Source organism: Dinoroseobacter sp. PD6, from assembly GCF_028807315.1.
Classification (GTDB): domain Bacteria; phylum Pseudomonadota; class Alphaproteobacteria; order Rhodobacterales; family Rhodobacteraceae; genus Dinoroseobacter; species Dinoroseobacter shibae.
Window position 1 is genome coordinate 17,012 of record NZ_JARAMN010000002.1, and the last position, 23,670, is coordinate 40,681.

At 62.5% G+C, this 23,670-nt stretch carries 26 protein-coding genes and 2 tRNA genes; 19 read left to right on the forward strand and 9 right to left on the reverse strand.

Translation table 11 applies throughout. The features are described 5' to 3' along the window. Positions 1-4: 4 nt before the first annotated feature. The 4 genes from PVW48_RS03470 to PVW48_RS03485 all read right to left on the reverse strand — a co-directional run bounded on the left by PVW48_RS03470 (position 5) and on the right by PVW48_RS03485 (position 4,282). Entirely contained in the window at positions 5-835 is an 831-nt protein-coding gene (locus PVW48_RS03470) for a carbohydrate ABC transporter permease (RefSeq protein ID WP_012177646.1), read from the reverse strand. A gap of 10 nt (positions 836-845) precedes the next feature. Next, entirely contained in the window at positions 846-1,712 is an 867-nt protein-coding gene (locus PVW48_RS03475) for a carbohydrate ABC transporter permease (RefSeq protein ID WP_012177647.1), read from the reverse strand. A gap of 113 nt (positions 1,713-1,825) precedes the next feature. Then, the gene (locus PVW48_RS03480; protein WP_012177648.1) at positions 1,826-3,133 is read right to left on the reverse strand and encodes an ABC transporter substrate-binding protein; all 1,308 of its coding nucleotides are present in this window, start codon (positions 3,131-3,133) and stop codon (positions 1,826-1,828) included. A gap of 114 nt (positions 3,134-3,247) precedes the next feature. Further along, entirely contained in the window at positions 3,248-4,282 is a 1,035-nt protein-coding gene (locus PVW48_RS03485) for a LacI family DNA-binding transcriptional regulator (protein ID WP_274580308.1), read from the reverse strand. Positions 4,283-4,499: 217 nt separating this feature from the next. On the opposite strand from PVW48_RS03485, the gene PVW48_RS03490 reads away from it, so the two are divergent. Further along, complete coding sequence (locus tag PVW48_RS03490) at positions 4,500-4,940, forward strand: hypothetical protein (protein WP_274580309.1); 441 nt, start codon at positions 4,500-4,502, stop codon at positions 4,938-4,940. Here the strand turns inward: PVW48_RS03490 and PVW48_RS03495 are convergent. Next, a tRNA-Thr gene (locus tag PVW48_RS03495) sits at positions 4,919-4,993 on the reverse strand. The genes PVW48_RS03490 and PVW48_RS03495 overlap by 22 nt on opposite strands. Before the next feature lie 102 nt (positions 4,994-5,095). On the opposite strand from PVW48_RS03495, the gene PVW48_RS03500 reads away from it, so the two are divergent. From PVW48_RS03500 to PVW48_RS03550, 11 genes are all read left to right on the forward strand, one after another. Continuing rightward, positions 5,096-5,275, forward strand: coding sequence for a hypothetical protein (locus tag PVW48_RS03500; protein ID WP_044027640.1), 180 nt, complete (start codon positions 5,096-5,098; stop codon positions 5,273-5,275). A 12-nt stretch (positions 5,276-5,287) separates the two neighbouring features. After that, entirely contained in the window at positions 5,288-6,556 is a 1,269-nt protein-coding gene (gene murA, locus PVW48_RS03505; RefSeq protein WP_274580310.1) for a UDP-N-acetylglucosamine 1-carboxyvinyltransferase, read from the forward strand. Beyond that, positions 6,553-7,029, forward strand: coding sequence for a DUF2948 family protein (locus PVW48_RS03510; protein ID WP_012177652.1), 477 nt, complete (start codon positions 6,553-6,555; stop codon positions 7,027-7,029). Before murA ends, PVW48_RS03510 begins: the two co-directional genes overlap by 4 nt. Before the next feature lie 60 nt (positions 7,030-7,089). Continuing rightward, the gene (hisD, locus tag PVW48_RS03515; protein WP_274580313.1) at positions 7,090-8,406 is read left to right on the forward strand and encodes a histidinol dehydrogenase; all 1,317 of its coding nucleotides are present in this window, start codon (positions 7,090-7,092) and stop codon (positions 8,404-8,406) included. Continuing rightward, on the forward strand, positions 8,403-8,882 hold the full coding sequence (locus PVW48_RS03520; protein WP_012177654.1) for a UPF0262 family protein: 480 nt from the start codon (positions 8,403-8,405) through the stop codon (positions 8,880-8,882). The genes hisD and PVW48_RS03520 overlap by 4 nt, the downstream gene beginning before the upstream one ends. Before the next feature lie 3 nt (positions 8,883-8,885). Continuing rightward, complete coding sequence (locus PVW48_RS03525) at positions 8,886-9,341, forward strand: arsenate-mycothiol transferase ArsC (protein ID WP_012177655.1); 456 nt, start codon at positions 8,886-8,888, stop codon at positions 9,339-9,341. Positions 9,342-9,490: 149 nt separating this feature from the next. Next, entirely contained in the window at positions 9,491-9,709 is a 219-nt protein-coding gene (gene infA / locus PVW48_RS03530) for a translation initiation factor IF-1 (RefSeq protein ID WP_007205486.1), read from the forward strand. A gap of 2 nt (positions 9,710-9,711) precedes the next feature. After that, positions 9,712-10,296 (forward strand): Maf family protein, encoded by a 585-nt coding sequence (locus PVW48_RS03535; protein ID WP_012177656.1) that lies wholly within the window; start codon positions 9,712-9,714, stop codon positions 10,294-10,296. Next, positions 10,293-11,336 (forward strand): ribonuclease E/G, encoded by a 1,044-nt coding sequence (locus PVW48_RS03540; RefSeq protein WP_274580315.1) that lies wholly within the window; start codon positions 10,293-10,295, stop codon positions 11,334-11,336. Before PVW48_RS03535 ends, PVW48_RS03540 begins: the two co-directional genes overlap by 4 nt. Beyond that, positions 11,333-11,539 (forward strand): DNA gyrase inhibitor YacG, encoded by a 207-nt coding sequence (locus PVW48_RS03545; protein WP_274580316.1) that lies wholly within the window; start codon positions 11,333-11,335, stop codon positions 11,537-11,539. The genes PVW48_RS03540 and PVW48_RS03545 overlap by 4 nt, the downstream gene beginning before the upstream one ends. Before the next feature lie 89 nt (positions 11,540-11,628). Next, positions 11,629-11,703, forward strand: a tRNA-Phe gene (locus PVW48_RS03550). Positions 11,704-11,750: 47 nt separating this feature from the next. On the opposite strand, the gene PVW48_RS03555 is transcribed toward PVW48_RS03550, so the two are convergent. Genes PVW48_RS03555 through PVW48_RS03565 form a run of 3 tightly spaced genes read right to left on the reverse strand, consistent with a single transcriptional unit; the run spans position 11,751 to position 13,324 of the window. Beyond that, complete coding sequence (locus tag PVW48_RS03555) at positions 11,751-12,848, reverse strand: tyrosine-type recombinase/integrase (protein ID WP_274580318.1); 1,098 nt, start codon at positions 12,846-12,848, stop codon at positions 11,751-11,753. Continuing rightward, positions 12,845-13,084: a hypothetical protein gene (locus PVW48_RS03560; RefSeq protein ID WP_274580319.1), complete on the reverse strand. Its 240-nt coding sequence runs from the start codon at positions 13,082-13,084 to the stop codon at positions 12,845-12,847. Before PVW48_RS03560 ends, PVW48_RS03555 begins: the two co-directional genes overlap by 4 nt. Before the next feature lie 15 nt (positions 13,085-13,099). Continuing rightward, positions 13,100-13,324 carry a hypothetical protein gene (locus PVW48_RS03565; RefSeq protein WP_274580320.1) on the reverse strand — a complete coding sequence of 75 codons (225 nt, stop codon included), beginning with the start codon at positions 13,322-13,324 and terminating at the stop codon, positions 13,100-13,102. Between the two features lie 141 nt (positions 13,325-13,465). Between PVW48_RS03565 and PVW48_RS03570 the strand changes: the two genes are divergently transcribed. Beyond that, the gene (locus PVW48_RS03570; protein WP_274580321.1) at positions 13,466-13,888 is read left to right on the forward strand and encodes a helix-turn-helix domain-containing protein; all 423 of its coding nucleotides are present in this window, start codon (positions 13,466-13,468) and stop codon (positions 13,886-13,888) included. Continuing rightward, entirely contained in the window at positions 13,885-14,175 is a 291-nt protein-coding gene (locus tag PVW48_RS03575) for a hypothetical protein (protein ID WP_274580322.1), read from the forward strand. Before PVW48_RS03570 ends, PVW48_RS03575 begins: the two co-directional genes overlap by 4 nt. Positions 14,176-14,217: 42 nt before the next feature. Here the strand turns inward: PVW48_RS03575 and PVW48_RS03580 are convergent, their stop codons facing one another. Beyond that, positions 14,218-14,679, reverse strand: coding sequence for a very short patch repair endonuclease (locus PVW48_RS03580; RefSeq protein WP_274580323.1), 462 nt, complete (start codon positions 14,677-14,679; stop codon positions 14,218-14,220). Between the two features lie 67 nt (positions 14,680-14,746). Between PVW48_RS03580 and PVW48_RS03585 the strand changes: the two genes are divergently transcribed. The 5 genes from PVW48_RS03585 to PVW48_RS03605 all read left to right on the forward strand — a co-directional run bounded on the left by PVW48_RS03585 (position 14,747) and on the right by PVW48_RS03605 (position 23,617). After that, the gene (locus PVW48_RS03585) at positions 14,747-16,300 is read left to right on the forward strand and encodes a DNA cytosine methyltransferase (protein WP_274580324.1); all 1,554 of its coding nucleotides are present in this window, start codon (positions 14,747-14,749) and stop codon (positions 16,298-16,300) included. 64 nt (positions 16,301-16,364) lie between these two features. Next, positions 16,365-17,858, forward strand: a complete 1,494-nt coding sequence (locus PVW48_RS03590; RefSeq protein ID WP_274580325.1) for an ATP-binding protein — start codon at positions 16,365-16,367, stop codon at positions 17,856-17,858. Continuing rightward, positions 17,855-20,587 carry a Z1 domain-containing protein gene (locus PVW48_RS03595; protein ID WP_274580326.1) on the forward strand — a complete coding sequence of 911 codons (2,733 nt, stop codon included), beginning with the start codon at positions 17,855-17,857 and terminating at the stop codon, positions 20,585-20,587. Before PVW48_RS03590 ends, PVW48_RS03595 begins: the two co-directional genes overlap by 4 nt. Next, positions 20,574-21,548, forward strand: coding sequence for a PD-(D/E)XK motif protein (locus PVW48_RS03600; RefSeq protein WP_274580327.1), 975 nt, complete (start codon positions 20,574-20,576; stop codon positions 21,546-21,548). Before PVW48_RS03595 ends, PVW48_RS03600 begins: the two co-directional genes overlap by 14 nt. Continuing rightward, positions 21,545-23,617, forward strand: coding sequence for an AIPR family protein (locus PVW48_RS03605; RefSeq protein ID WP_274580328.1), 2,073 nt, complete (start codon positions 21,545-21,547; stop codon positions 23,615-23,617). The genes PVW48_RS03600 and PVW48_RS03605 overlap by 4 nt, the downstream gene beginning before the upstream one ends. Positions 23,618-23,670: the final 53 nt, after the last annotated feature.

Here is a 23,670-nt window from a genome sequence, read left to right on the forward strand (position 1 = left end):
GTCCTTATTTCACAGCGCCGAAGGTGAGGCCGCTGACGAGTTGCTTCTGGCTGAACCAGCCGAGGATGAGGATCGGTGCGATGGCCATGGTCGAGGCTGCACTGAGTTTCGCAAAGAACAGGCCTTCGGGGCTGGAATAGCTGGCGATGAAGGCCGTCAGGGGGGCTGCATTGGCCGCCGTCAGGTTCAGGGTCCAGAACGCCTCGTTCCAGGCCAGGATGAAGTTCAGCAGCAGGGTCGAGGCGATGCCCGGGATCGCCATGGGCGTGAGCACGTAGAGGATCTCTTCCTTCAGGGACGCGCCGTCCATGCGGGCGGCCTCCAGGATCTCGCCGGGGATTTCCTTGAAATAGGTGTAGAGCATCCAGACGATGATCGGCAGGTTCATCAGCATCAGGATGACCACGAGGGCGACACGGCTGTCGAGAATGCCAAGCTCGATGCAGATCAGGTAGATCGGGTAGAGCACACCCACCGCCGGCAGCATCTTGGTCGACAGCATCCACAGCAGGATGTCCTTGGTGCGCCGCGAGGGCACAAAGGCCATGGACCAGGCCGCGGGAACCGCGATCATGATGCCGAGGATGGTCGAGCCCCCGGCGATGATGATCGAGTTCCACAGGAACTTGGCGTAGTTCGACCGTTCCAGGACCGCGGTATAGTTCTCCAGTGTCCAGTCGAACGCCAGGAACACGGGCGGGTCTGCAATCGCCGTGGCCTCGGTCTTGAAGCTGGTCAGGATGGTCCAGAGGATCGGGAAGAAGATTAGCAGTCCGATGCCCCAGGCCAGGGTGGTATTGATGAGCTTGCGTTGTTGGGTAACTGCGCGGGCCATGATGTCCTCCTCACGCGTCCAGGTTCTTGCCGACGATGCGCATCAGGAAGATGGCAACGATATTGGCGAGAATGATTGCGTACACCCCTCCGGCAGAGCCGAGGCCGACATTCTGGCTTTCGAGCACGCGTTGGAAGATCAGGTAAGTGAGCGTCCGTGTGCCGAAGGCGCCGCCCGTGGTCACGAAGATCTCGGCGAAGATCGCCAGCAGAAAGATCGTCTGGATGAGCAGCACGATGGTGATGGCGCGGCTCAGGTGGGGCAGGGTGATGAAGGCGAAGCGTTTCACCGGCGGGGCCCCGTCCATCTCGGCGGCTTCCAGCTGCTCGCTGTCGAGCGACTGGATCGCCGTCAGCAGGATGAGCGTCGCGAAGGGCAGCCATTGCCAGGACACGATCATGATGATCGAGGTCATCGAGGCCTCCGACAGCCACGAAACCGGCTCGGCCCCGAAGAAGCGCCACAGATGCGCCAACAGCCCGTTGGTCGGATCCATGAACATGTTCTTCCAGACCAGTGCGGATACGGTGGGCATCACGAAGAAGGGCGCGATCACCAGGATCCGGACAACGCCCTGACCCCACATCGGCTGGTTGAGAAGGATCGCGAGCAAGACGCCCAGGGTAATCGTGATCGCCAGCACGCCACCGACGATGATCAAGGTGGCTGTAACCGAGGGCCAGAAGGCACTCGAAGAAACGAAACGAATGTAGTTGTCAAATCCCACCCAACCCAGGTCGCCACCCCGCAGGGGCAGATACTGCTTGAACGAGAACAGCAGGGTCATTGTCAGGGGGACAAGCATCCAGCCGAGGAGCAGGATGACCGCCGGAGCCATCATCAGGCGCGCCGCTGATCGGGAATGTTTGGTTGCCATCAGGCATACCTCCTCTGTTGATCGCCGACAGGCTATCTGGAACGGGAGCTGCGATTTTCGGGAATGAAAGTCCCGGGGCGCGGGCCAACCGCGCGCCCCGGGGGGAGGAGTGCTTAGCGGTAGCCGGCGGCTTCCATGGCGTCGTTGGTCAGGGCCTGGGCTTTCTCAAGCGCCTCTTCGACGGTCTGCTGACCGGCATAGACGGCGGAGAATTCCTGGCTGACTTCGGTGGCGATGCCCGCAAATTCGGGGATAGCGACGAACTGGATGCCAACATAGGGCACCGGGTCCACGGTCGGGTCGGTCGGATCGGCAGCCAGGATCGAATCCAGGGTCATCTTGGCGAACGGAATGTCCTTGTAGTTCTCGTTCTCATAGAGCGAGGTCCGCGCACCCGGAGGCACGTTGGCCCAACCTTCGTTCGCGGCCACCAACTCGATATAATCGGTCGAGGTGGCCCACTCGATGAATTCCTTGGCGGCATCGGCCTTCTGCGTGCCGGCGGGGATCGCCAGGGCCCAGGCCCAGAGCCAGTTCGCGCGCTTCTCGATGCCCTCGCTGTTCGGGGCGAGGGCGAAGCCCACCTGGTCGGCCACGGTCGAGTCGTTGGGGTTGGTCACGAAGGACGCCGCCACCGTGGCGTCGATCCACATGCCGCACTTGCCCTGCTGGAACAGGTTCAGGTTCTCGTTGAAGCCGTTGGTGGCGTAGCCGTTCGGCCCGGACTCGTTCATCATGCCGACGAAGAATTCCAGCGCCTCTTTCCACTCGGGTTGGTCGAATTGGGCGTTCCAGTCCTCGTCGAACCAGCGCGCGCCAAAGGAGTTCGCGGTGACGGTGATGAACGCGCCGCCTTCGCCCCAGCCGGCCTTGCCGCGCAGGCAGATGCCGTTGATGTCGTTCTCGCGGTCGGTCATGGCGGCGGCCGCTTCGCGGATGAACTGCCAGGTCGGCGCATCGGGCATTTCCAGCCCGGCCTTCTCCATCAGGTCCTTGCGGTACATGATCATGGAGCTTTCGCCGTAGAACGGCGCAGCATAGAGCGTGCCGTCATGGCTCAGACCGGCGCGCATCGCGGGCAGAATATCGTCGGCGTTGTAGTCCGCGGACAGATCGTCCAGCGGCACGAGCCAGCCATTGGCGCCCCAGATCGGAGTTTCGTACATGCCGATGGTCATGATGTCGAAGGAGCCGCCCTTGGCAGCAATATCCGTCGTGACGCGCTGGCGCAGGACGTTCTCTTCGAGGGTCACCCACTCGACCGTGTGGCCGGTCTTGTCGGTAAAATCCTGGGTCAGACCCTGCATCCGGATCATGTCGCCATTGTTGACGGTTGCGATTACCAGGTTTTCGCTTGCCATGGCGCCCGAGCTTACAAGGGTCAGGGCGGTGGCCGCGTAAAGTGCGTTCTTCAAGGACATCCGGAAAGTTCCTCCTCGTTGGATGATGTCATTGACCTTAACCAATGAGGTGACGCGAAGTCAAACTAGAATTTGCGCGCGTAAAATTTATAGACAGCTCATTTTTTCAACGCTTTATGCGGAATCTCGCATAATCAGACGACCTTCGAACAAGGTTTCTTCGCGCGCGGGGAGGTGGCCATCATCCTCGAGGATGCGGAACAATGTCCGCACGGCTCGAATCGCAATGGCCTCGTAATCCTGTGCGATCGTGGTCAGGGGTGGGCATGTGAAGCGCGAGAACGGGTGGTCGTCATGTCCGGCGATCCGGATCTTGCAGTCGGGGCCGTGGCCCACGGGCAGGTGCAGTCGATATGCCGCTGACAGCATCCCGATGGCCAGCCGGTCGTTGCTGCACAGGATCGTGTTGGTCTCGAACGCCCCCTCTGCAAGCAGGCGCCCGCCTTCGGTGCTGCCGATCTCCTCGAAATTCCAGCCGCCGCCCTCGGCTTGGTGCACGTGGGGCGTTTCCCCGTGCCGTTCCATGCTCTCGATATAGGCGTGCCGATGCACGAAGGCGTTCGGATGGGTGGGGTGCTTCATTTCGAAAAAACAGGGTGGCTCACCGCTGCGACACAAGTATTCCACCATAAGGTCAATGCTTTGAATATGGTTCGTGCCGACGAAGGCCTGCCCGGTCTCGGGCATGTTGGCGTCGAACAGGACCAGCGGAAAATCCTCGCTGAAGGCCCGCACGGCCTCCCGGTCCGACAGTCTCCGGCCAAAGGGGGCCAGCAAGACGCCGGCGGGTTTCAGTGATCGGAGGGACTTTAGGTTGTCGCGCTCCCGGTCCGGGCTGCCGTGGGAGCTGAGCAGGATCGGGCTGTAGCCTGCCTCAATGCAGGCTAATTCGACGCGCCGCGCGATCTCCGAGAAGAACGGGTCGGCCAGGTTCGGCACCAGAACGCCGATATTCTTGGTCTTGCGCCGGTTCTGGTTCATGGCGAAGACGTTCGGTTCATAGGCGTGCTTGGCCAGCGCGGCTTCAATCTTCTTGCGGGTGGTGGCCCGGACGCTGTCGGGGTCGTTGAAGTATTTCGACACGGTTGGGCGGGAGATGCCGCTGATTGCCGCAAATTCTTCCATATTGCGAATTTTCGGCTGAGCCATCTTAACACCTGAATTTTCAAAAAATGCCGCGCGACAAGTTTTAAGATAGGTGCCCCACCGTCTCTACGTCAAGGTCGATCTTGCGTGGCGATCACGGGCGCGTCCGGCGCTGGGGGTTAGAGCTCTTCGGTCCCGGGCGGGTTTACGCAACAAAGGGCGGCAACAAGCCGACCGCGCTGCCGTTCGATACTTCGCTATTTGACATACGCGCCAGCTTATGCGGCTTGCGTCAGCACAAGGCGATAAGGAAGCGCTCAAGAAGCAGCTTGCCGATGTTGAGCGCCAGATCGAAAACCTTCTGGATCGGCTTGTCGAAACCGAAAAAGCCTCGGTTGTCGCGGCCTGCGAAGCGCGCATCGATAGGCTGGAGCGTGAGAAGCTGGTGCTTTCCGAGAGACTGGAGAAAACAGCCCCACCGAAGGGACAGCTGGAGGATTGTATTGAACTCGCCCTTAAGTTTCTAGCAAGTCCTTGGCGTTTATACAAAAATGGAGATCACGCCATGCGTCAGCTAGTGCTTAGACTGGCGTTTTCGAGGCCGCTTCGGTACTTCCAAAATGGGATGTATAGAACACCAAAATTTTCTTTTCTTTTTCAGATACTTAGGGCAAAATTCTGGCTCAAAAAAAATCGAGATGGTGCTGCTGGAGAGAATTGAACTCTCGACCTCTCCCTTACCAAGGGAGTGCTCTACCTCTGAGCTACAGCAGCACGGGTCGTGGATATGTCACGATGGGCGGCTGATTACGCGCAATCTTAGCGCGGCGCAAGCGCAATCTGGACGGTTTTTTCGTACTGGTCTAAGACACCGATATGGGGCGAGAAGATCCGAAGGAACCGGTGGATAAGTCTGTGTCGGCGCGTGCTGCGCGCGACGCGCGCTTGAAGGCTGCGCTCAAGGCCAATATGCAACGACGCAAGGCTCAGGCCCGTGCGCGGCAGGCTTCGACGAACGAGGACGCGGCGCCGGACGATGGCTCGGAACAGGCGTAAGGACAGGCGGATATGGACCAGATCGTGATCCGGGGGGGCATGCCCCTTCATGGGGCCATTCCCATTGCGGGGGCCAAGAATGCCTGTCTGACGTTGATGCCGGCCACCTTGCTGAGCGATGAGCCTCTGACCCTGACCAATGCGCCGCGTCTGAGCGACATCGCCACGATGACCGCATTGCTGCGCTCGCTCGGGGCCGAGGTCAGCGCGCTGCAAGATGGCAAGGTCCTGGCGCTGTCGAGCCACAAGATCGACAACCATACCGCCGAGTATGATATCGTTCGCAAGATGCGGGCCTCGATCCTGGTGCTGGGGCCGATGCTGGCGCGGGATGGTCATGCGGTTGTTTCGCTTCCGGGGGGCTGCGCCATCGGCGCGCGTCCCGTTGACCTGCACCTCAAGGGATTGGAAGCGCTGGGCGCGGATCTGACGCTGACGGACGGCTATGTTCACGCCAAGGCGCCCGGGGGCCTGAAGGGCGCTGTGTTCGAGTTTCCGTTCGTGTCCGTCGGCGCCACGGAAAACATCCTGATGGCCGCCACGCTCGCCAAGGGCACCACTGTGTTGAAAAACGCTGCGCGCGAGCCTGAGATAGTCGATCTGGCCCGGTGTCTGCGCAAGATGGGGGCGCAGATCGAGGGCGAGGGCACATCCCGGATCACGGTTCAGGGAGTGGACCGGCTGCACGGCGCGACCCATCCAGTGGTGACCGACCGGATCGAGTTGGGGACCTACATGCTGGCCCCGGCCATCACTGGCGGAGAGGTCGAGTTGATCGGTGGACGGCTCGACCTGGTCGCAGCCTTTGCAGAGCGCCTCGCGGCGGCTGGCGTCGATGTGTCCGAAACCGCCCATGGCCTGACTGTCAAGCGCGCCAATGGCCGGGTCGGGGCAGTGGACGTGGTCACAGAACCCTTCCCCGGCTTCCCTACGGATTTGCAGGCGCAGATGATGGCGCTCCTGTGCACCGCGGACGGGGTTTCCGTGCTCGAAGAGCGGATTTTCGAGAACCGCTTCATGCATGCGCCCGAACTGATCCGCATGGGTGCGCGGATCGACGTCCATGGCGGGACCGCCACGGTCACCGGGGTGCCACAACTCAAGGGCGCGCCGGTGATGGCCACGGACCTGCGCGCGAGCGTGTCGCTTATCCTCGCGGCCCTCGCCGCCGAGGGCGAAACCGTCGTCAGTCGTGTCTATCACCTTGACCGCGGGTACGAGCGGGTCGAAGAGAAGCTCAGCGCTTGTGGCGCGCAGATCGAGCGGGTGAAGGAAACATGACCGAGGATGCGCGTTTCGAAGAGGGCGGCGAGCGCCCGTTGCGACTGCGGGCCGAAGATGCCGACGATTTGCAGGTCATCTCCGCCTTGACCCAGGATGCGGTGTTTCCGGCCTCCGAGATCGCCTGGCGCGCGTCGGAACGGCGTTTGGCCCTGCTCATCAATCGCTTCCGCTGGGAGGACAAGCCCCGGGCGGAGCGTCGTGGCCGTCCGGTCGAGCGGGTGCAGTCCATGCTGGTCATCGACGATGTGCTGAAGGTCCGCAGCGCCGGTGTGCAGCGCGGAGATGCGGATACCATCCTTTCGATCCTGTCGTTGAACTTCGCCGCCGGGGAGGATGGCAGCGGCACGGTCGAGCTGATCCTTGCCGGCGATGGCGCCATCGCGGCGCAGGTTGAATGCCTGAACGTCACGTTGCAGGACGTGACCCGTCCCTATCTCGCACCCTCGCGCAAGGCCCCATCCCACGATTGAGCCTTGCCTTGAGGCTCTGTGCCGCGCCGGGTAATAGATCGGCCAAGAAGGAGACACTCGATGCCCCTGTTCCTGTCCAGCGCCGAGGCCGGCTTCGAGGCCGCGTTCGCACAGCTTCTGACCATGAAGCGCGAGGATGCGGTGGATGTGGACGACACGGTCGCGGGAATCATCGCCGATGTCCGCGCCCGGGGCGATGCGGCGGTGATCGAGCTGACGTCCCGGTTCGACCGTCTGACGTTGATACCGCAGACCCTGGCGTTCAGCGCCGAAGAGATCGCGGCGGAAATCGCGAAAGTGTCCGAGGAAGACCGCGCAGCGCTTGAACTGGCCGCGGAAAGGATCCGCGCCTACCACGCGCGCCAGATGCCGCAGGATGCCCGCTGGACCGAGCCCACGGGGGCTGAACTCGGCTGGCGCTGGACCCCGGTTTCGGCAGCAGGGCTTTATGTGCCCGGTGGGCTGGCAAGCTACCCCTCCAGCGTGCTGATGAACGCGATCCCGGCCCAGGTGGCAGGGGTTGAGCGGCTGGTGATCTGTGCGCCGACCCCGGACGGGGTGGTCAACCCGCTTGTCCTGCTGGCGGCCAGCTTGTCGGGTGTCGACACCGTATACCGGGTCGGCGGGGCGCAGGCGATCGCCGCGCTGGCCTACGGCACCGAGACCATCGCGCCGGTCGACAAGATCACCGGGCCCGGCAATGCCTTCGTGGCGGCGGCCAAGCGGCGCGTGTTCGGGCGGGTGGGGATCGACATGATCGCGGGTCCGTCCGAGATCCTCGTGATCGCTGATCGCGATAACGACCCTGACTGGATCGCGGTGGACCTGCTCAGCCAGGCCGAGCATGACGAAAGCGCCCAGTCTATGCTGATCACCGACGATGCCGCCTTCGGGCAGGCCGTGGCTGCGGCGGTCGAGGCGCGGCTCGAAACGCTGGAGCGGCGCGCCATTGCGGGGCCGAGCTGGCGGGATTTCGGCGCGGTGATCACCGTGCGCAACCTGGCCGAGGCGGCGGAGTTGTCCAACCGTATCGCACCCGAGCACCTGGAGCTGTGCGTCGCGGACCCTGACGGGCTCGCCGAACACATCACCCATGCCGGGGCGATCTTTCTCGGGGCGTGGACGCCCGAGGCCATCGGTGACTATATCGGTGGACCCAATCACGTTCTGCCAACCGCGCGCTCGGCGCGCTTCTCCTCGGGCCTGTCGGTGATGGATTTCGTCAAACGCACGACACTTGCCAAAATGACCCCCGCCGCCCTCGCCGAGATCGGCCCGGCGGCCGAACGCCTTGCGATTTCCGAAAGCCTCGAGGCCCATGGCCTGAGCGTGCGCGCCCGGCTCGACCGGCTCAACAGGGGGGAGGCCGCGGAATGAGCCATCTCATCGACATCTCGATAGACGACAGTGCCCTGCCGCCGCCGACGCCCGAGATCGAGCAGGAGCGCAAGGTCGCGATCTTCGACCTCCTGGAGGACAATTCCTTCAAACTTCCCGCGCGCGAAGACCGCGACGTGCCGCCCGGTCCCTTCAGCCTGACCCTTGCGATCCGCGAGCGGCGCCTGGTCTTCGATGTTACCGGACCCGAAGGCGCACAGGTCGCGGAGTTCCACCTCTCCCTTGGGCCATTCCGCCAAGTGGTGAAGGATTATTGGCAGATCTGCGAAAGCTATTTCGACGCCGTCAAGAAGCTCCCTCCCAGCCAGATCGAAGCGATCGACATGGCCCGGCGCGGTATCCACAACGAGGGCGCCCGCATCCTGCTGGAGCGTCTCGATGGCAAGGCGGAGGTGGATATCGACACGTCCCGACGGCTGTTCACCCTGATCTGCGTGCTGCATTTCGGGGCTTGAGGCGTGGCCTTCCCCTCCTCGGTGCTGTTCTGCTGCGATCACAACGCGATCCGCTCGCCCATGGCCGAGGGCATGATGAAGAAATACTACGGCCAGCGCGCCTATGTGCAATCGGCCGGAGTGAAGAACGATCTCGACATCGACGGCTTTGCCGTCACCGTGTGCAGCGAGATCGGCGTGACGCTGGATGCCCATCGCACCCGATCCTTCGAGGACATGCAGAATTGGGGCGACGATCTCTCGTCCTTCGATCTGATCGTGGCCCTCTCGCCGGCCAGCCAGCGTCAGGCCCTCGAACTGACCCGGCTCTTTCACCTGACGGTCGAATACTGGCCGATCATGGATCCCGTCGGCATTGCCGAGGGCCGGGAGGCCAAGCTGCGCGCCTATCGGCAGACCCGCGACCAGATCCGGGAGCGGATGCTGGACCGGTTCGGGCCGGCCCAAGTCGAACCGTGACACCAAACACCGTGCCAGTTGCGGACACGGACAGTGCGGCGGTTGTTACAAATCCCGTGCTGCCGCAAACTTCGCCTTGAAATACGCCGCAAACACGCGCATATCGTGCCTCGCCCGCCATTGCGCGGTCAACCACAACTGGAGACACCATGGCCAAGGAAGAACTGCTCGAATTTCCCGGCGTCGTGAAGGAACTCCTGCCCAACGCGACATTCCGGGTCGAGCTTGAAAACGGCCATGAAATCATTGCGCATACGGCAGGCAAGATGCGCAAGAACCGCATCCGCGTCCTCGCAGGCGACAAGGTTCAGGTCGAAATGACCCCCTACGATCTGACCAAGGGTCGGATCAACTACCGCTTCAAGTAACGGTGCCCCCCGGGCCCCGCTTTATCCTCGGTTCCGGATCGCCCCGCCGACAGGAGTTGCTGGCGCAGATCGGGTATGTGCCCGATGCGATCCGTGCTGCGGATATCGACGAGACACCGCACCCCGGGGAGCGGCCCTTGGCCTATGTGCGCCGCATGGCCGTTGAGAAATCCGCGGCCCTCGAACTGGCTGAGAACGAGGTGCTGCTGACCGCCGACACGACGGTGTGTGTCGGTCTGCGTATTCTTGGCAAACCCGAAGATGCCGAAGAGGCGCGCGCCTTTTTGCGCCTGATGTCCGGGCGGCGTCACCGGGTCATCACCGCCATCGCGGTGCGCACGTCCACACGGACCTTGGCGCGCGATGTCAGCACCACCTTGCGCATGCTCCCGCTGACGGACGCGGATATCGACGCCTATCTCGCCAGTGGGGAGTGGCGCGGCAAGGCCGGGGGCTACGGCATCCAGGGCATTGCGGGCGCGTTCATTCCCTGGATCAGCGGATCGTACACCGCGGTCGTGGGCCTGCCACTTGCCGAAACCGCCGCTTCTCTGCGCAGTGCGGGTGTCACGAGGCAAGCTGGATGAAGGGCAATGTGATCGTTCTGGACCATCTGGGTGCGCGGCGTGCGGCGGCGCGGCTGACCGATGGGCGACTAGAAGACCTCGCCATCGATCCGGCCGAGGACGCGCCGCCGCTGCCCGGCGCCATCTTCCGTGCCGTGATCGACCGCCCCGTGAAGGGGCAGGGCGGCGCCTTCGTCAAGCTGGATGGGGCCATGGGCTTTCTGCGGGGCGGAAGCGCACGCCGTCCGGGGGATCGCCTGCTGGTCCAGGTCTCCGGTGTGGCGGAGCCGGGCAAGGCGGTTCCCGTCACTGACCGCGTACTCTACAAAAGCCGCTATGTGATCGTGACACCGAATGCGCCGGGCGTGAACGTGGCCCGGTCGATCCGGGAAGAGGAGCGCCGCGCCAGTCTGCGCCTGCTGGCCGAGGATGTGCTGGACGGGGCAGATACCGGGCTGATCTTGCGCTCGGCTGCGGCGCAAGCGGATGAAGACACCCTCAGGGAAGACATTTCGGAGACCCTCGCATTGGCTATGGCCGTTCAAGCGGATGCGGAAGGGGAGGGATCCGCGCTACTTCTGGATGCGCCGGACGCACATCATCTGGCCTGGCGAGACTGGTCGGACCCGGTGCCCGACGAGATCGTGACCGATCCGGGCGGGTTCGAACGGCATGGGGTCCTCGATGCGCTCCACGCGCTGGTGGACCCCCAGGTCAGCCTGTCCGGAGGGGCGTCGGTGTTCATCGAGCCTACCCGTGCCCTGGTTGCGGTAGACGTGAACACCGGGCGCGACGTCTCGCCGGCGGCAGGGCTGAAGGCCAATCTTGCAGCAGCGCGCGCATTGCCGCGACAGTTGCGTCTGCGCGGGCTTGGCGGGCAGATCGTGGTGGACTTTGCCCCGATGCCCAAGAAGGACCGCAAGCAGCTGGAACAATCTCTCAGTGCGGCGTTCCGCGCCGACCCGGTGGAGACCAGCCTTGTCGGCTGGACCCCGTTGGGCCATTACGAGTTGCAACGCAAGCGCGACCGCGCGTCCCTGCGCCGGAGCGATCTTCCTTGACCTGTCCGATCTGCCGAAAACCGACGCTGCACGCCTATCGCCCGTTCTGTTCGAAACGATGTTCCGACGTGGACCTGGGGCGCTGGCTGACCGGTGGATATGCTATCCCCTCGGAGCGCGAAGAAGACGCCGAAGAGGCTGAAGATGCGGCCCGAGAGGCCGGGTCGTCAGCCGCCCAAGACACTGATCCCACGCACCATTGAACGCGCACATTTTTTGCTACGCTCCCTCTGGACACTCCTCGACCCCGCGTCTAGAACCGGCACACCCTGAGGCGGCCAAGCCTCCCCGTGCCCGGGTAGCTCAGGGGTAGAGCAGTGGATTGAAAATCCTCGTGTCGGTGGTTCGATTCCGCCCCCGGGCACCACTTAAAAAGCTGAAATCTTTGGGTTTTGTGGTCATGTCTGGTCCTTGTTAGGATCGGGTTTGACGCTTTTCGGCGACAGGTTTGACAATCTTCGCGCGTCTCGCGTTCTCTTTTTCCAGCGTCGCCATCGTCTCGCGGTTCTTGTCGGCAAGGTTCGCGGACCGCGAATAGTGCCGCGCCATCGATGGCGTTTTCTGCCCCAACAGGTCCGCGATGCGCCGCTCATCGAGCCCAGCCTCACGCAGCGTCGTCGCCACGGTGTGGCGCAGGCCCTTGAGCGTGAGGCCCGTGGCGATCACCCCTTCCTCCTCCAGCCTTGTCTTGAAGCGGTGCCAGACGGTGGAAAAACCGTTGTAGGTCCATGCCGCGCCCTGCGAGCTGGCCAGCACGGTAGCCGCCTCATGCACGGGGATGCTGTCGAGGGCTGCCTGCAGGGTCGGGCTGACGGGAATCGCAACCTCCTCCCCCGTCTTGCCGCGCACGCCCCAGATCGTGTCGCCATCGATCTGGTCCTTGCGCAGCTTCAACGCGTCCGAGGGATCAAGGCCAGTGTTCATCATCAGCGCCAGCGCCACCCGCACATGCGGTTTGGCGCGGGTCAGGACGATGTCGCGCTCCTCGATGGTCCAGGGGCGGTTGGCATAGGCGCGGTCGCGGGGGCGGCGCTTGGGAATTACATCCTTGGCGTAGTTGGCGGCGATCAGCCCTTGGGGGATGGCGTGGCGGAACACTTCGCTCAGCAGCGTGCGCACCATGTTGGCCCGCCGCCAGCCGATCTTTTTCGCGGCCTTGTCGTGGATGCCCGCGATCAGCGGCGTGTCGATCACATGGACCGGCGTGTCTCGGATCGGGGCAAGGAAATCGGCGCATTTACGGTAATCGCGGCGCGTGGCCTCCGCCAGATTGGCGAAATGCCCGGTTTCGAAATAGCCCTTGATCAGCCCGCCCAAGGTGCCTGCACGCGGGCCTTTCTGCTTCTGCGCCGCGGCGATGGCACGGATCGTCTCGCATTGTGCCAGAAACTCGGCAGACCCCAGCGGTGCCTCGGTCAGGTCGATCTTGTGCCCCGTCGCGCGGTGGTAGCAGCGCATACGCCCGTGACGATCCTTGAATATCTTGAACCCCTTGACGCGCACATGGGTCATGACAGCCGGTCCAGGATGTCGTCGCGCGTCATCTCGACATGGTCGGCCTTCATCGTGTCGATCCAGCGATCGATGTCGCGCCGGTCCCACAGCAGGGTGCCCCGCGCCAGCTCGACGGGCCGCACGGGGCAGCTTGCCTTGAAATGCTTGATGGCGAGGCCCGTGTAGCTGGCGGCCTCGGATTGTTTCAGCATGCGCTTGTCGATCACGCTGATGTTGAGATTGGTCGTGCCCATCGGCTCTCCCCCTGATCAATTCACACTCGACACCGAACCATCCCTCTCCCTCTCGTCCCCGCGCAGCTTGGTGGCGCGCTTCTGGAACCGCTCCCAACCCGTCATGGTCAGCAGGCGGGTCTTGGGCGTGATCTCGACGAATTCGAGCCGCCCGTCGTTCATCAAGGCACGAATCTGCGCCGTGCTGAGCCCCACAAGGGCGCCAAGTTCCTTGGGTGACAGCAGTCTTTCCTGTGACAAACCCCTCTCCTTTCCTGCAAATGGACGAAAACGCATTGAATGCGGTGCTTGGCCGTGGTTCGGTGGTGGAACGCAGGCGTTAACGCACAAACGTGCGCTTATATGCGTTCATGCGTCACAACAAGCTGATTGATGGCAATAATGGTGAATCGTCAGGATACCTACCTCGGCGGCCTCGGCGCGCGCATGGCGATCGCGCGCAACGAGCTTGGCCTGTCGCAGGCCCGGATGGCCGAGGCTCTCGGCATGTCGCAGCGGGCTTATCAGAGCTACGAGACCGGCAAACGCTCGATCCCGGTGGAGGCGCTGGTCGACATGCACCGCCAGTTCGGCGTGGACCTGAACTGGATCCTGCTGGGGGTCGAAGCGGTGCGCCTGGGCCACGACCTGGCAGCGCTGGAAGGGTTCGAGACGGCGCTGGACCGTCACCTCGGCGCGACCGGCATCCGCCTGAAAAGCGAGAAACGAGGGGCGATCGTGGCGCGCTGGTATCGGTCGTTCCTGGAAGGGAAGGAAATCCCCATGGACGACGTCCACACCTGGATCGAATTGTTGAGAGAATGATGATGGAAATCGAGAAGAGCGACGCGTGGCAGCGTCACCAGCTGGCGACGGTGGAGCGGATGCAGCGCGATCTGGCGCGCTTGATGCATCCGGTGATCCGGGCGGTGGGGCTTTGCGGGGTAGCGTATCTGGTGAGCTGGGCGGCGATGATGGTGCTTGGGGCTGCTGCCGGGGCGATGGTGGTCGTGGCGGCGGTGTCGGCCGCTGTGCTGGTGCTTGGTGCTCCGGCCTTTGCCCTCGCGGTGGGGGTGGAGCGGTATCTTCGGGGGCGCTTGGAGAAGGTCTGACGAATTCGAATGGCCGATCATGAGTTTGGGCGCTAAAGCCGCTCAGGAACCCGCATACTTCTCGCCGATTTCAATGAATGATCCGCCTTCGAGTATCCAATCCGTCAATTTCTCGTCGATGAGTTCAAGATTGGCCTGCTTTTTCAGCGCGCATTCCCAGACAATCGCGATCCGCCAGCCCTCGTCCGACAGCGTTGCCACGACCTTCTGATCGCGTTGGATATTGGCCGCGAACTTCGCCGCCCAGAATTCGGGGCGCGTGGCGGGCGTCGATGCAAATCGACAGCCTTCATGTCGGTGCCAGAAGCATCCATGCACGAAAACGGCGACCCTGTGTTTGGGCAGGACCATATCCGGTCGGCCGCTCATGGTCTTGGGGTGAAGCCGGTAGCGGAACCCGCGCGCATGAAGGGCGCGGCGCAGCAAGAGCTCTGGCCGCGTGTCCTTGCCACGTATTCCCGACATCATCCGGGAACGGGTCTCCTTGTTGACAATATCTGCCATTTGGCTCCTGGCATCGCCCCGCTCACTTGGTATACAGGCACCAGTCCCCTGACGAGAGGTCCCTGATTTGCCAGCCAAATTCGGCATTGTCGATCTGTTTGCCGGTCCTGGCGGGCTGGGCGAGGGTTTCTCCTGCGTCAAGGTGGGTGACCACACCCCCTTTCACATCGGCATCTCGGTCGAAAAGGAAGCCTCGGCGCATCGGACACTCAGGCTGCGGGCCTTCCTGCGGGAACATCAGGCGCAGCATGGAACGCTGCCCCAAGCCTTCGTCGATTTCCATGCCGGGCTCTCGGATGAACCGGAATGGCACGAGATCGACGCCCATACATGGACGCAGGCCGAGGCAGAGGCGCGCTGCCTCGAACTGGGGACCGAGGACGCAGGCAAGGCCATCGACGCAGCTATCGCGAGCCTGCGCCGGGACTACGACGACACGATCCTGATCGGCGGGCCGCCCTGTCAGGCCTATTCGCTGGTTGGCCGCGCCAGATCGAAGGGGAAGGTCGGCTATGTCCCTGAGGACGATGAGCGGCACTACCTGTTCCGGGAATACATCAGCGTTCTGAACCGTCTGCGCCCGGCGGCATTCGTGATGGAAAACGTCAAGGGCATGCTCTCCTCGACCATCGAAAGCCGTCTCGTGTTCGAGATGCTGATGGAGGACCTGGCATCGCTCGGCACGGGCAAGGGCCACCAGTACGAGCTACGCGCGATCCATGTCGAAGACGGCAGGGCCAGCTTGCACGAGGCAGCGCAGCCATCCGATTTCATCGTGCGGGCAGAACGCTTCGGCGTGCCGCAGCGCCGTCACCGCGTCATCATCATCGGGATCCGCACGGACCTTGCCAAGGGCGCTAGCAGTGCCGAAATTGCCGTGTCGCATGTCGCCCGAACGGTCGATGACGTGATCGGGAACATGCCGATGCTGCGCAGCGGGATCAGCCGGGGGCAGGATGATCCGGACGCATGGCGGACGGTTGTCGCCGATGCTGCCCGGCTGCTGGCCAATCTTCATGGCGGCAAGGCGAATTCGCAGATCCGGAGCGTCTTCAAGGATGTCGCGAAACGGCTGAAGGCGGGCGGCACAGCGGCCCGCTCGGCGTCACGAATGCCAGAGGGGTATGGCACCTCCAACGACGCTCTGCTGCAGTGGCTGGAAAGGCCGGGGCTGCGCGGGCTGGCGCAGCACGAGACGCGGGGGCACATGGCTTCAGACCTTGGCCGCTACCTGTTCGCGGCCGTGTTCGGTGACGTGCATGGATACAGCCCGAAGGCCGCCGACTTCCCGTATCTCATCAGCCCGGACCACAAGAACTGGGACAGCGGGAAGTTCAACGACAGGTTCCGGGTGCAGCTGGCGGACGAGGCCTCCACGACCGTTACGAGCCACATTTCGAAGGATGGTCACTACTTCATCCATCCGGATCCCATCCAGTGCCGCAGCCTGACGGTGCGCGAGGCTGCGCGCCTGCAGACCTTCCCTGACGACTATCTGTTCCTCGGCAACCGGACACAGCAGTACGTGCAGGTGGGGAACGCCGTGCCGCCGTTCCTTGCACGGCAGATCGCTGAACTTGTACATGCTTCGCTGACAAACAAGGGCAAACTAGAGCCCTGAAATCCTTGCAATATCGAGCTCCTGTCGCCAAGTTGTTGGGAAGCCAGGAGAAACGAAGGATCGCATGCAGGAAGTTGTTTCGACACGTCGCGCCGATGCAACTCCGCATGCAGCCTCGTTGATCGAGGGTTTGAGGGATATCGGCTACTCCCTCGAGACCGCAATTTCCGATGTCATCGACAATTCGATAACTGCAGGAGCGCGGCGCGTCCGGATCGTGACCGAGACTTTCGCGGACGAGCCCCATATCGCCATCATCGATGATGGTGGCGGGATGACGGAAGAGGAACTGATTGCGGCCATGCGTCCGGGGAGCCGCCACCCCTTGGCATCACGGGATGAACCCGACCTTGGCCGTTTCGGTCTTGGCATGAAGAGCGCAAGTTTTTCGCAATGCCGTCGGCTGACCGTCGTGTCGCGGAGGGCTGGCAGGACATCGGCGGCTGTCTGGGATCTCGACGATGTCGCGGAGCGGAACGAGTGGGCGGTGCAGCTACCGGATGACGTTTCGGGAATTCCCGAGGTCGAAAAGCTGGGAGAAACCGGCACCCTCGTACTTTGGGAAAAGCTTGATCGCTTGTCGGGCGGGTACGCCCATAACGCTGCAAAGCGGGCCGAGGTGATCAATCAGCGTATTGCCGAAACGGAAAGGCATCTGCGCCTCGTCTTCCACCGTTTCATGGAAGACGCAAAACCGCTTTCGATCTCGCTGAATGGCCGGGTGCTTCCGCCTCTCGATCCATTTGCCCGAAAAAACCCGGCAACCATTCCAGACCCTGTGGAGCGGCTTTCGCTGATCCGGGGTGATGTCGAAATCCAGAGCTTCACCCTTCCGCACCACAAACAGATGGGCAAGACGGACTGGGAAGACATCGCCGGACCGGAGGGCCACCTGAAGTCGCAAGGCTTCTATCTGTATCGTGGCAAGAGGCTGATCCTGTACGGGACCTGGTTCGGTCTGTGCCGACAGTCGGAACTGACGAAGCTTTCGCGGGTCAGGATCGACATTCCGAACAGCATGGACGCCGACTGGAAGATCGACGTCAAGAAATCCTCCGCGCAGTTGCCGCCCATCGTCAGGGACCGCCTCAAGAAGGTCATTGAGCGGATTCAGGACGGATCAAAGCGCACCTACCGCAAGCGCGGTCAGAAGCTGGTCGATCACGAGCGTCTGCCCATGTGGCATCGCATCCAGGCCGAGGGGCAGATCCGTTACAGACCCAACGTCGAGCATCCGGCCTTCGCTGACTTTGCCGAAAGCCTGCCCCCAGACCTGCGCCGCGGTTTCTTCAATTGCATCGCTCTGGTCGGTGCGTCCCTGCCGATCGAGACGCTCCACGCCGACATGGCTGGGACGGCCGAAGAGATCGTGCCTGATCGGGTGGACGAGGACACCCTCGCGCAGGCCGTTCAGGCGACCCTTTCCGTTCTCATGGGAGCGCGGAAGGATATCAAGGAAATCATGGCCTTGATGAAGGACGTTGATCCGTTTCGGTCTGCCTGGGACGATACGCAGCGCATCATCGCGACGACGCTTGAAGAAAAGGAGCAGCAATGACCCCGCTTCTCAGCAGTCTCGAGGGCATGACGTCCATGTACATGGCGTCCCAGGCGGGGCCTCATACTGCACAGTCCATTCGGGACATAATCGCCCAGCTTCGCGAAACGCCGATGTTCGCGGGCAAGATTGAGGACGAGGACGCCGAGGAACTGGCGCGCCTGATCGAGGAGAAATACGGCATCAGCATGGGCTTGGGCGCCATCGTGGATGCCGAAGACTTCAAGCCCTGGCTTCATGACGCGCGGATCAATGGCGAGGTCGGGGATTTCTACTGGGGGCGGTATCGCAAGCTTCTGGGCCTGAAGGGGCTTCCCAAGTCGGTGATCGATGGCACGGACGAGGTCACGGACAAGGTGCTGGACCGCCTCGGCAACCCGAACAACCTGAGCCCCTGGAGCCGCCGGGGCATGGTCGTGGGGCATGTCCAGAGCGGCAAGACCGCAAACTATACCGGCCTGATCTGCAAGGCGGCGGATGCAGGATACCGGCTGATCGTGGTGATCGCGGGCATCCACAACAACCTGCGCAACCAGACCCAGGCGCGGATCGACGAAGGCTTCATCGGTCGGGATACCGGGCGGCTGGCCCATGCCAACAAGGCGCAGCGGCAGAAGATCATCGGCGTTGGCCAGTTCGATCAGCGCGAGTTTCCGGTGTCGCTGACAAACACCCTGCGCGATTTCAACAAGGCTACCGCAACGACCTTTACCGCGCAGCTGAGCCAGATCAACGTGCCGGTAGTGCTTGTGATCAAGAAGAACTCCAGCACCTTGAAGAACCTGCTGGAATGGCTGAAGGAACATTCCGTTCACCAGAGCACGCAGATGGTCAGCCAGCCCATGCTGCTGATCGATGACGAGGCAGACAACGCCTCGATCAACACGGCCTATCAGCGGGACGAGGTGACGCGGATCAACAGCCAGATCCGCGAGCTGCTCTCGCTGTTTCATCGCAGTTGCTATGTCGGCTATACCGCGACGCCCTTCGCCAACATCTTCATCGATCCCGACACCGATGACGAGGCGCTGAAACAGGACCTGTTTCCTAGGGATTTCATCATCGGGTTGGATGCGCCGTCGAACTATTTCGGGGCGCAGAAGATCTTCCTCGACGCGCGCGATCAGCACATCCGGCTGATCGACGACAACGAGGACGTGCTGCCGATGAAGCACAAGATCGACCATCCGGTCGATGTGCTGCCCGGCAGTCTGGTGGAGGCCGTGCGCGCCTTCATCGTGGCTCGGGCGATCCGGAATGCGCGCGGGCAGCAGGCTGGCCATGCGTCGATGCTGGTCAACGCCTCGCGGTTCACGGACGTTCAGGGGCGCTTGCGGTCGCGGATCGCGGATGTCGTGGCACGTATCCGTGACGCCGTGGCCGTCGACGCCGCAAAGGGTCCGGCGGCGCTGCGGAACCCCGAGATCGCTGCGCTGCACGCGACATGGAAACGGGAATTTGCCGACGCGGAGGCGGCCGACTGGCCATCGGTGCAGGCTCGGTTGCACGAGGTGCTGGTGGCGGCCCGCGTGGTCGAGGTCAATGCTTCCAAGCGGGCCCGGGCGTTGGACTATGACCATGTCGGGGAACACGGGATCACGGTGATCGCGGTCGGTGGCTTCTCCCTTTCGCGGGGCCTGACCCTCGAAGGGCTGACGGTCAGCTACTTCCTGCGCAATTCCATGATGTACGATACGCTGATGCAGATGGGCCGCTGGTTCGGCTACCGCCCGGGCTACGAGGACCTGTGCCGCGTCTGGATGCCTGCAGATGGCGTCGGCTGGTATGCCCATATTCACGAAGCCATGGACGACCTGCAGACCCAGCTGAAGCGGATGGAGCTTGCCAAGGCGACGCCTGCGCAATTCGGCCTCGCCGTGCGCAGTCACCCCGAGGCGCTGATCGTGACGGCGCGCAACAAGATGGGGACGGGCAAGGAGTTGCCGGTCAAGGTCGGGCTGGCGGAGAACCTTATCGAGACCACGCGGATTGTCCTCGACCACGCGCAGCTTGATGCAAACCTGCGTGCGGGCGAGGAACTCCTGTCTGTCGCTGCCAGTATGGGAATACCTCGCTCCAAACGGCCGAGGGGCTACCTGCTGTCCGGGGTCGGCGTCGAGTCGATCAGGGATTTCCTTCGAAAATACCGAACAGAACCCGGGCTTCGACCGGTAAATCCGCTTACGGATCCCAAGTTGATCAACGATTACATCGAAGCGCGGGCTGATGATGAGCTTGCGAAATGGGATGTCTTCATCGCCAGCTCCACTCGCAAGGACATGGACCCCATACCCTTTGCAGGGCTCGATATCGTGCCCTACGAGCTTTCCGTTGATCCGGACCTCGCAAAGGGCGGTGTTCTTGCCTTCAGTGGTTCCAGCCGTCGGATTGGCTCTGCCGAGGACGAAACCGAAGGCCTGACCGCAACGCAGATTGCCGATGCGCGTGAAGCATTCCGCCTTTCCCGGCCAGATCAGAAGCTGCCCAAGACCGTCAACCCGAGGATCTACCGCCAAGTTCCCGACCGCCGCCCGTTGCTGATCCTTCGTCTCGTCAAGCCGAAGCTGGACGATCCGACCATGCCGGAAGGGGTGCTTGTGTGGGGCCTCTCGTTCCCGTCCAGCAGTATCGGTGGTGGCACGGTCGAATACGTCGTGAACACGATCCGCATGCGCGAGATGTTCGGCGAGGAGGAAATCGAGGAGGAGGCGCTTGGTGATCCCGAATGACACTCCTTGGTCCGGCCTCGAGGCAGGAAAGGTCGATACGCGGCGGGTGGATGCCGCGGCGCGATGGAACTGGTTCTGGGCAGTCATGCCGCGGGCAGATGCGACGCTGGTGCTGCAGCTCAGTGATCTGCCGCGCCCCGTCCCGGACCTCCCCAAGCTCAAGAACCTTGAAATCCGCTTCCAGACCCTGCCGGGCGGCTCGATCCTCTATATCCGATTGAAGGACAACGCCCAGATGGAGCTGTTCGAGACGCTCTGCCGCGACGTGATGGCTGTGGGCGAACTCGCCGAGACGGAGGCGGAGGCCCTGGAGCGGGCCATAGGGCGCACCTTCCGGTGGCACTACCTTTTGCGCGGCGGCAAGCCGGAGGTGCTGTCCGAGGAGGCGCAGAAGGGTCTGATCGGCGAAATCGAGGTTCTGAAGCTTCTGATCGCCGAGCTTGGGCCGAAGCCCGCCCTTTCCGCATGGATGGGACCATCCGGCGCGCCCAAGGACTTCGAACTCAAGGCGGATTGCATCGAGGTCAAGGCCCGTCGCGGCGCGTCCCAGCCTTTCGTCAAGATCACCAGCGAGCATCAGCTCGCCGATGTGCCTGATCGCCGTATCTGGCTGGCCGTGCTGGCTGTCGACAAGGTGCAGCCGCCGCATGGGCGGACCCTGACCGAACATGTTGAAATGGTCACGGAGCTTCTGGAGCGCACTGAACCATCATCAGTAATGGATTGGGACCTGCACCTCGCGGATGTCGGCTATGATGCCCAGCATGACTATTCGGCATGGCGCTGGATCGTGTCCGTGCCCGAGTTTTTTGCGGTCACAGACGAGTTTCCACGGATCGCTGCACCGGTCCCGCTCGGCGTGTCCGGCGTCACCTACGCGCTGGCGCTTTCGGCCTGTTCGCCCTTCCTCAAGGCTTGGGATGATGTGCGGGCCGGCTTGACCGAAGGTGGGCAGGCATGAGCGAGCTTCAGGAATACCATCAGAACCTTATGGCCGACATCCGCCGCGAAGCCGACGCCAGTGGGATCTTCCCGGTCGAGGCCTTTTTCGACCGGATGACCGAGCGCCTGACGGAAGCGGGTGAACTCGAGGTTGCGGATCGTTCCTACTACCAGAGCGGCGAGGGCGGGCAAAGGCTCAGGATCGACGGATACGCAGGAGACCCGCGTGACAGCGGGGGCGTGTTGGGTCTGATCGTCTGCGACTTCGTAGACAGCGAAGAGATCCAGACCTTCGGAAAGGGCGATGTGCCGCCCATCCTGAACCCCTTGATCCGTTTTCTTAAAAAGGCCCGGACGGAAGATTTCCGTGATGCCCTGAACGAGGTGAGCCCCGCATTTCAGGTCTCGGACCTGATCATCACGACTTGGTCGCAGGTCACCAAGGTCAAGCTGATCCTGGTGTCGAACCGCCAGTACATCGGTCGTGACGATGCGGTGAAGCTGCAGGAACTCGATGACGTTCCGGTCACATGGTCGGTCTGGGACCTTGCCCGCTTCGAGCGCTTTGATCGTTCCGGCCAGGCGCGCGAGGACATGGTGATCGACTTCGCCGGGGACTTCGGCGGGCCATTGCCGGCGCTGAAGGCGTCACAGACGGGCGCAGCACTGGAAAGCTATCTCCTGATCGTGCCGGGCGAACAGTTGGCTTCGATCTACGACCGCTGGGGTGCAAGGCTTCTCGAGGCCAATGTGCGCTCGTTCCTCCAGGCGCGGGCCAAGACCAACAAAGGCATCCAGAAGACGATCAAGGAAGAGCCGGAGCTGTTCTTTCCCTACAACAACGGGCTGTCCGCGACTGCCGACGACGTGACCTGCGTCCGCACAGATGACGGTCTTGCGATCGCCTCGATCAGCAATCTGCAGATCGTGAACGGCGCCCAGACGACCGGTTCGATCCACACCGGGCTGAAGAATGCCCGCGAGCAGCTTCCGCAGGTTTTTGTCCAGATGAAGCTGACCGTGGTGCCGCCCGACCGGTCAGAGGAGATCGTGCCGAAGATTTCCGAATTCGCGAACACCCAGAACAAGGTGAACGCGGCAGATTTCTTCTCGAACCATCCCTTCCACATCCGGATCGAACAATTCTCGCGCAGCGTGATCTTCACGGCCCGCGAAGGCGAGCGCCATGACAGCAAGTGGTTCTACGAGCGATCCCGCGGTCAATTTATCAACGCGCGCGGGCGCCTGACGCCTGCGCAGCAGAAGAAGTTCGACCTCGAGTTCCCCAAGGCACAGCTCTTCAGCAAGACGGACCTCGCGAAGTTCGAGTACTCCGCCGCTGGGCAGCCACATATCGTGTCCCGTGGCGCACAGAAGAACTTCGCCGAATTCGCCAAGGAAATAGGGGAGGCCTGGGCCAAGAGCGATGCCCGATATGATGAGCTCTGGTATCGGCGGCTGATCGCGAAGGCCATCATCTTCAGGAAGCTGGAAACCGAGGTGCCGAAACAGCCTTGGTACGAAGGGGGCTACCGCGCGAACATCGTGACCTACGCCATGGCGAAGGTCTTCCATGACGCAACCAGCGACAAGCAGGTGCTGGATATCGATGCCATCTGGCGACGTCAGGCAGTCTCGGACGCCTTGTTGCGTGCGCTGCTCGTCGCCGCGGCCGAAGCCAACGATGTCATCACCCACCCACCGGCCGGCGTCCGGAACATGTCTGAGTGGGCAAAGCAACAGGCGTGCTGGAATGGTCTCAAGGGGAGGCAGCTCGACTACGATGACGACTTTGCCAGCTGCCTGACGCTGGTGGAGTCCGTGCGAACCGCGGTACGGGACGCGAAGGCCAAGAAGGCGTTGACCGAAGGCATCAACGCCCAGACCGAGGTGGTCAATCTCGGGGCCGAGTTCTGGGCCAAGGTGATGGACTGGGGGAAGGCTGAAAGGAAGCTGTCACCCAAGGATTTGCAGATCCTGCAGATATGCGCTTCGATGCCGCGCAGGATCCCGTCGGATTTCCAAGCGAAGCATGCCATGGACGTGTTAAACAGGATGAGGGATCAGGGTTTTGAGGTCCAACAATGACTCTTTCGGCCCACACCCGTCTTTGGCCGCTTGACTAAATTGCTACGCTGCAG

What these genes read in the sequence shown, in the direction of transcription:
- PVW48_RS03470 (WP_012177646.1), bottom strand. Translation starts at nt 835, where the DNA reads ATGGCCCGCGCAGTTACCCAACAACGCAAGCTCATCAATACCACCCTG.
- PVW48_RS03475 (WP_012177647.1), bottom strand. Translation starts at nt 1,712, where the DNA reads ATGGCAACCAAACATTCCCGATCAGCGGCGCGCCTGATGATGGCTCCG.
- PVW48_RS03480 (WP_012177648.1), bottom strand. Translation starts at nt 3,133, where the DNA reads ATGTCCTTGAAGAACGCACTTTACGCGGCCACCGCCCTGACCCTTGTA.
- PVW48_RS03485 (WP_274580308.1), bottom strand. Translation starts at nt 4,282, where the DNA reads ATGGCTCAGCCGAAAATTCGCAATATGGAAGAATTTGCGGCAATCAGC.
- PVW48_RS03490 (WP_274580309.1), top strand. Translation starts at nt 4,500, where the DNA reads ATGCGGCTTGCGTCAGCACAAGGCGATAAGGAAGCGCTCAAGAAGCAG.
- PVW48_RS03500 (WP_044027640.1), top strand. Translation starts at nt 5,096, where the DNA reads ATGGGGCGAGAAGATCCGAAGGAACCGGTGGATAAGTCTGTGTCGGCG.
- murA (WP_274580310.1), top strand. Translation starts at nt 5,288, where the DNA reads ATGGACCAGATCGTGATCCGGGGGGGCATGCCCCTTCATGGGGCCATT.
- PVW48_RS03510 (WP_012177652.1), top strand. Translation starts at nt 6,553, where the DNA reads ATGACCGAGGATGCGCGTTTCGAAGAGGGCGGCGAGCGCCCGTTGCGA.
- hisD (WP_274580313.1), top strand. Translation starts at nt 7,090, where the DNA reads ATGCCCCTGTTCCTGTCCAGCGCCGAGGCCGGCTTCGAGGCCGCGTTC.
- PVW48_RS03520 (WP_012177654.1), top strand. Translation starts at nt 8,403, where the DNA reads ATGAGCCATCTCATCGACATCTCGATAGACGACAGTGCCCTGCCGCCG.
- infA (WP_007205486.1), top strand. Translation starts at nt 9,491, where the DNA reads ATGGCCAAGGAAGAACTGCTCGAATTTCCCGGCGTCGTGAAGGAACTC.
- PVW48_RS03540 (WP_274580315.1), top strand. Translation starts at nt 10,293, where the DNA reads ATGAAGGGCAATGTGATCGTTCTGGACCATCTGGGTGCGCGGCGTGCG.
- PVW48_RS03555 (WP_274580318.1), bottom strand. Translation starts at nt 12,848, where the DNA reads ATGACCCATGTGCGCGTCAAGGGGTTCAAGATATTCAAGGATCGTCAC.
- PVW48_RS03560 (WP_274580319.1), bottom strand. Translation starts at nt 13,084, where the DNA reads ATGGGCACGACCAATCTCAACATCAGCGTGATCGACAAGCGCATGCTG.
- PVW48_RS03570 (WP_274580321.1), top strand. Translation starts at nt 13,466, where the DNA reads ATGGTGAATCGTCAGGATACCTACCTCGGCGGCCTCGGCGCGCGCATG.
- PVW48_RS03575 (WP_274580322.1), top strand. Translation starts at nt 13,885, where the DNA reads ATGATGATGGAAATCGAGAAGAGCGACGCGTGGCAGCGTCACCAGCTG.
- PVW48_RS03580 (WP_274580323.1), bottom strand. Translation starts at nt 14,679, where the DNA reads ATGGCAGATATTGTCAACAAGGAGACCCGTTCCCGGATGATGTCGGGA.
- PVW48_RS03590 (WP_274580325.1), top strand. Translation starts at nt 16,365, where the DNA reads ATGCAGGAAGTTGTTTCGACACGTCGCGCCGATGCAACTCCGCATGCA.
- PVW48_RS03595 (WP_274580326.1), top strand. Translation starts at nt 17,855, where the DNA reads ATGACCCCGCTTCTCAGCAGTCTCGAGGGCATGACGTCCATGTACATG.
- PVW48_RS03605 (WP_274580328.1), top strand. Translation starts at nt 21,545, where the DNA reads ATGAGCGAGCTTCAGGAATACCATCAGAACCTTATGGCCGACATCCGC.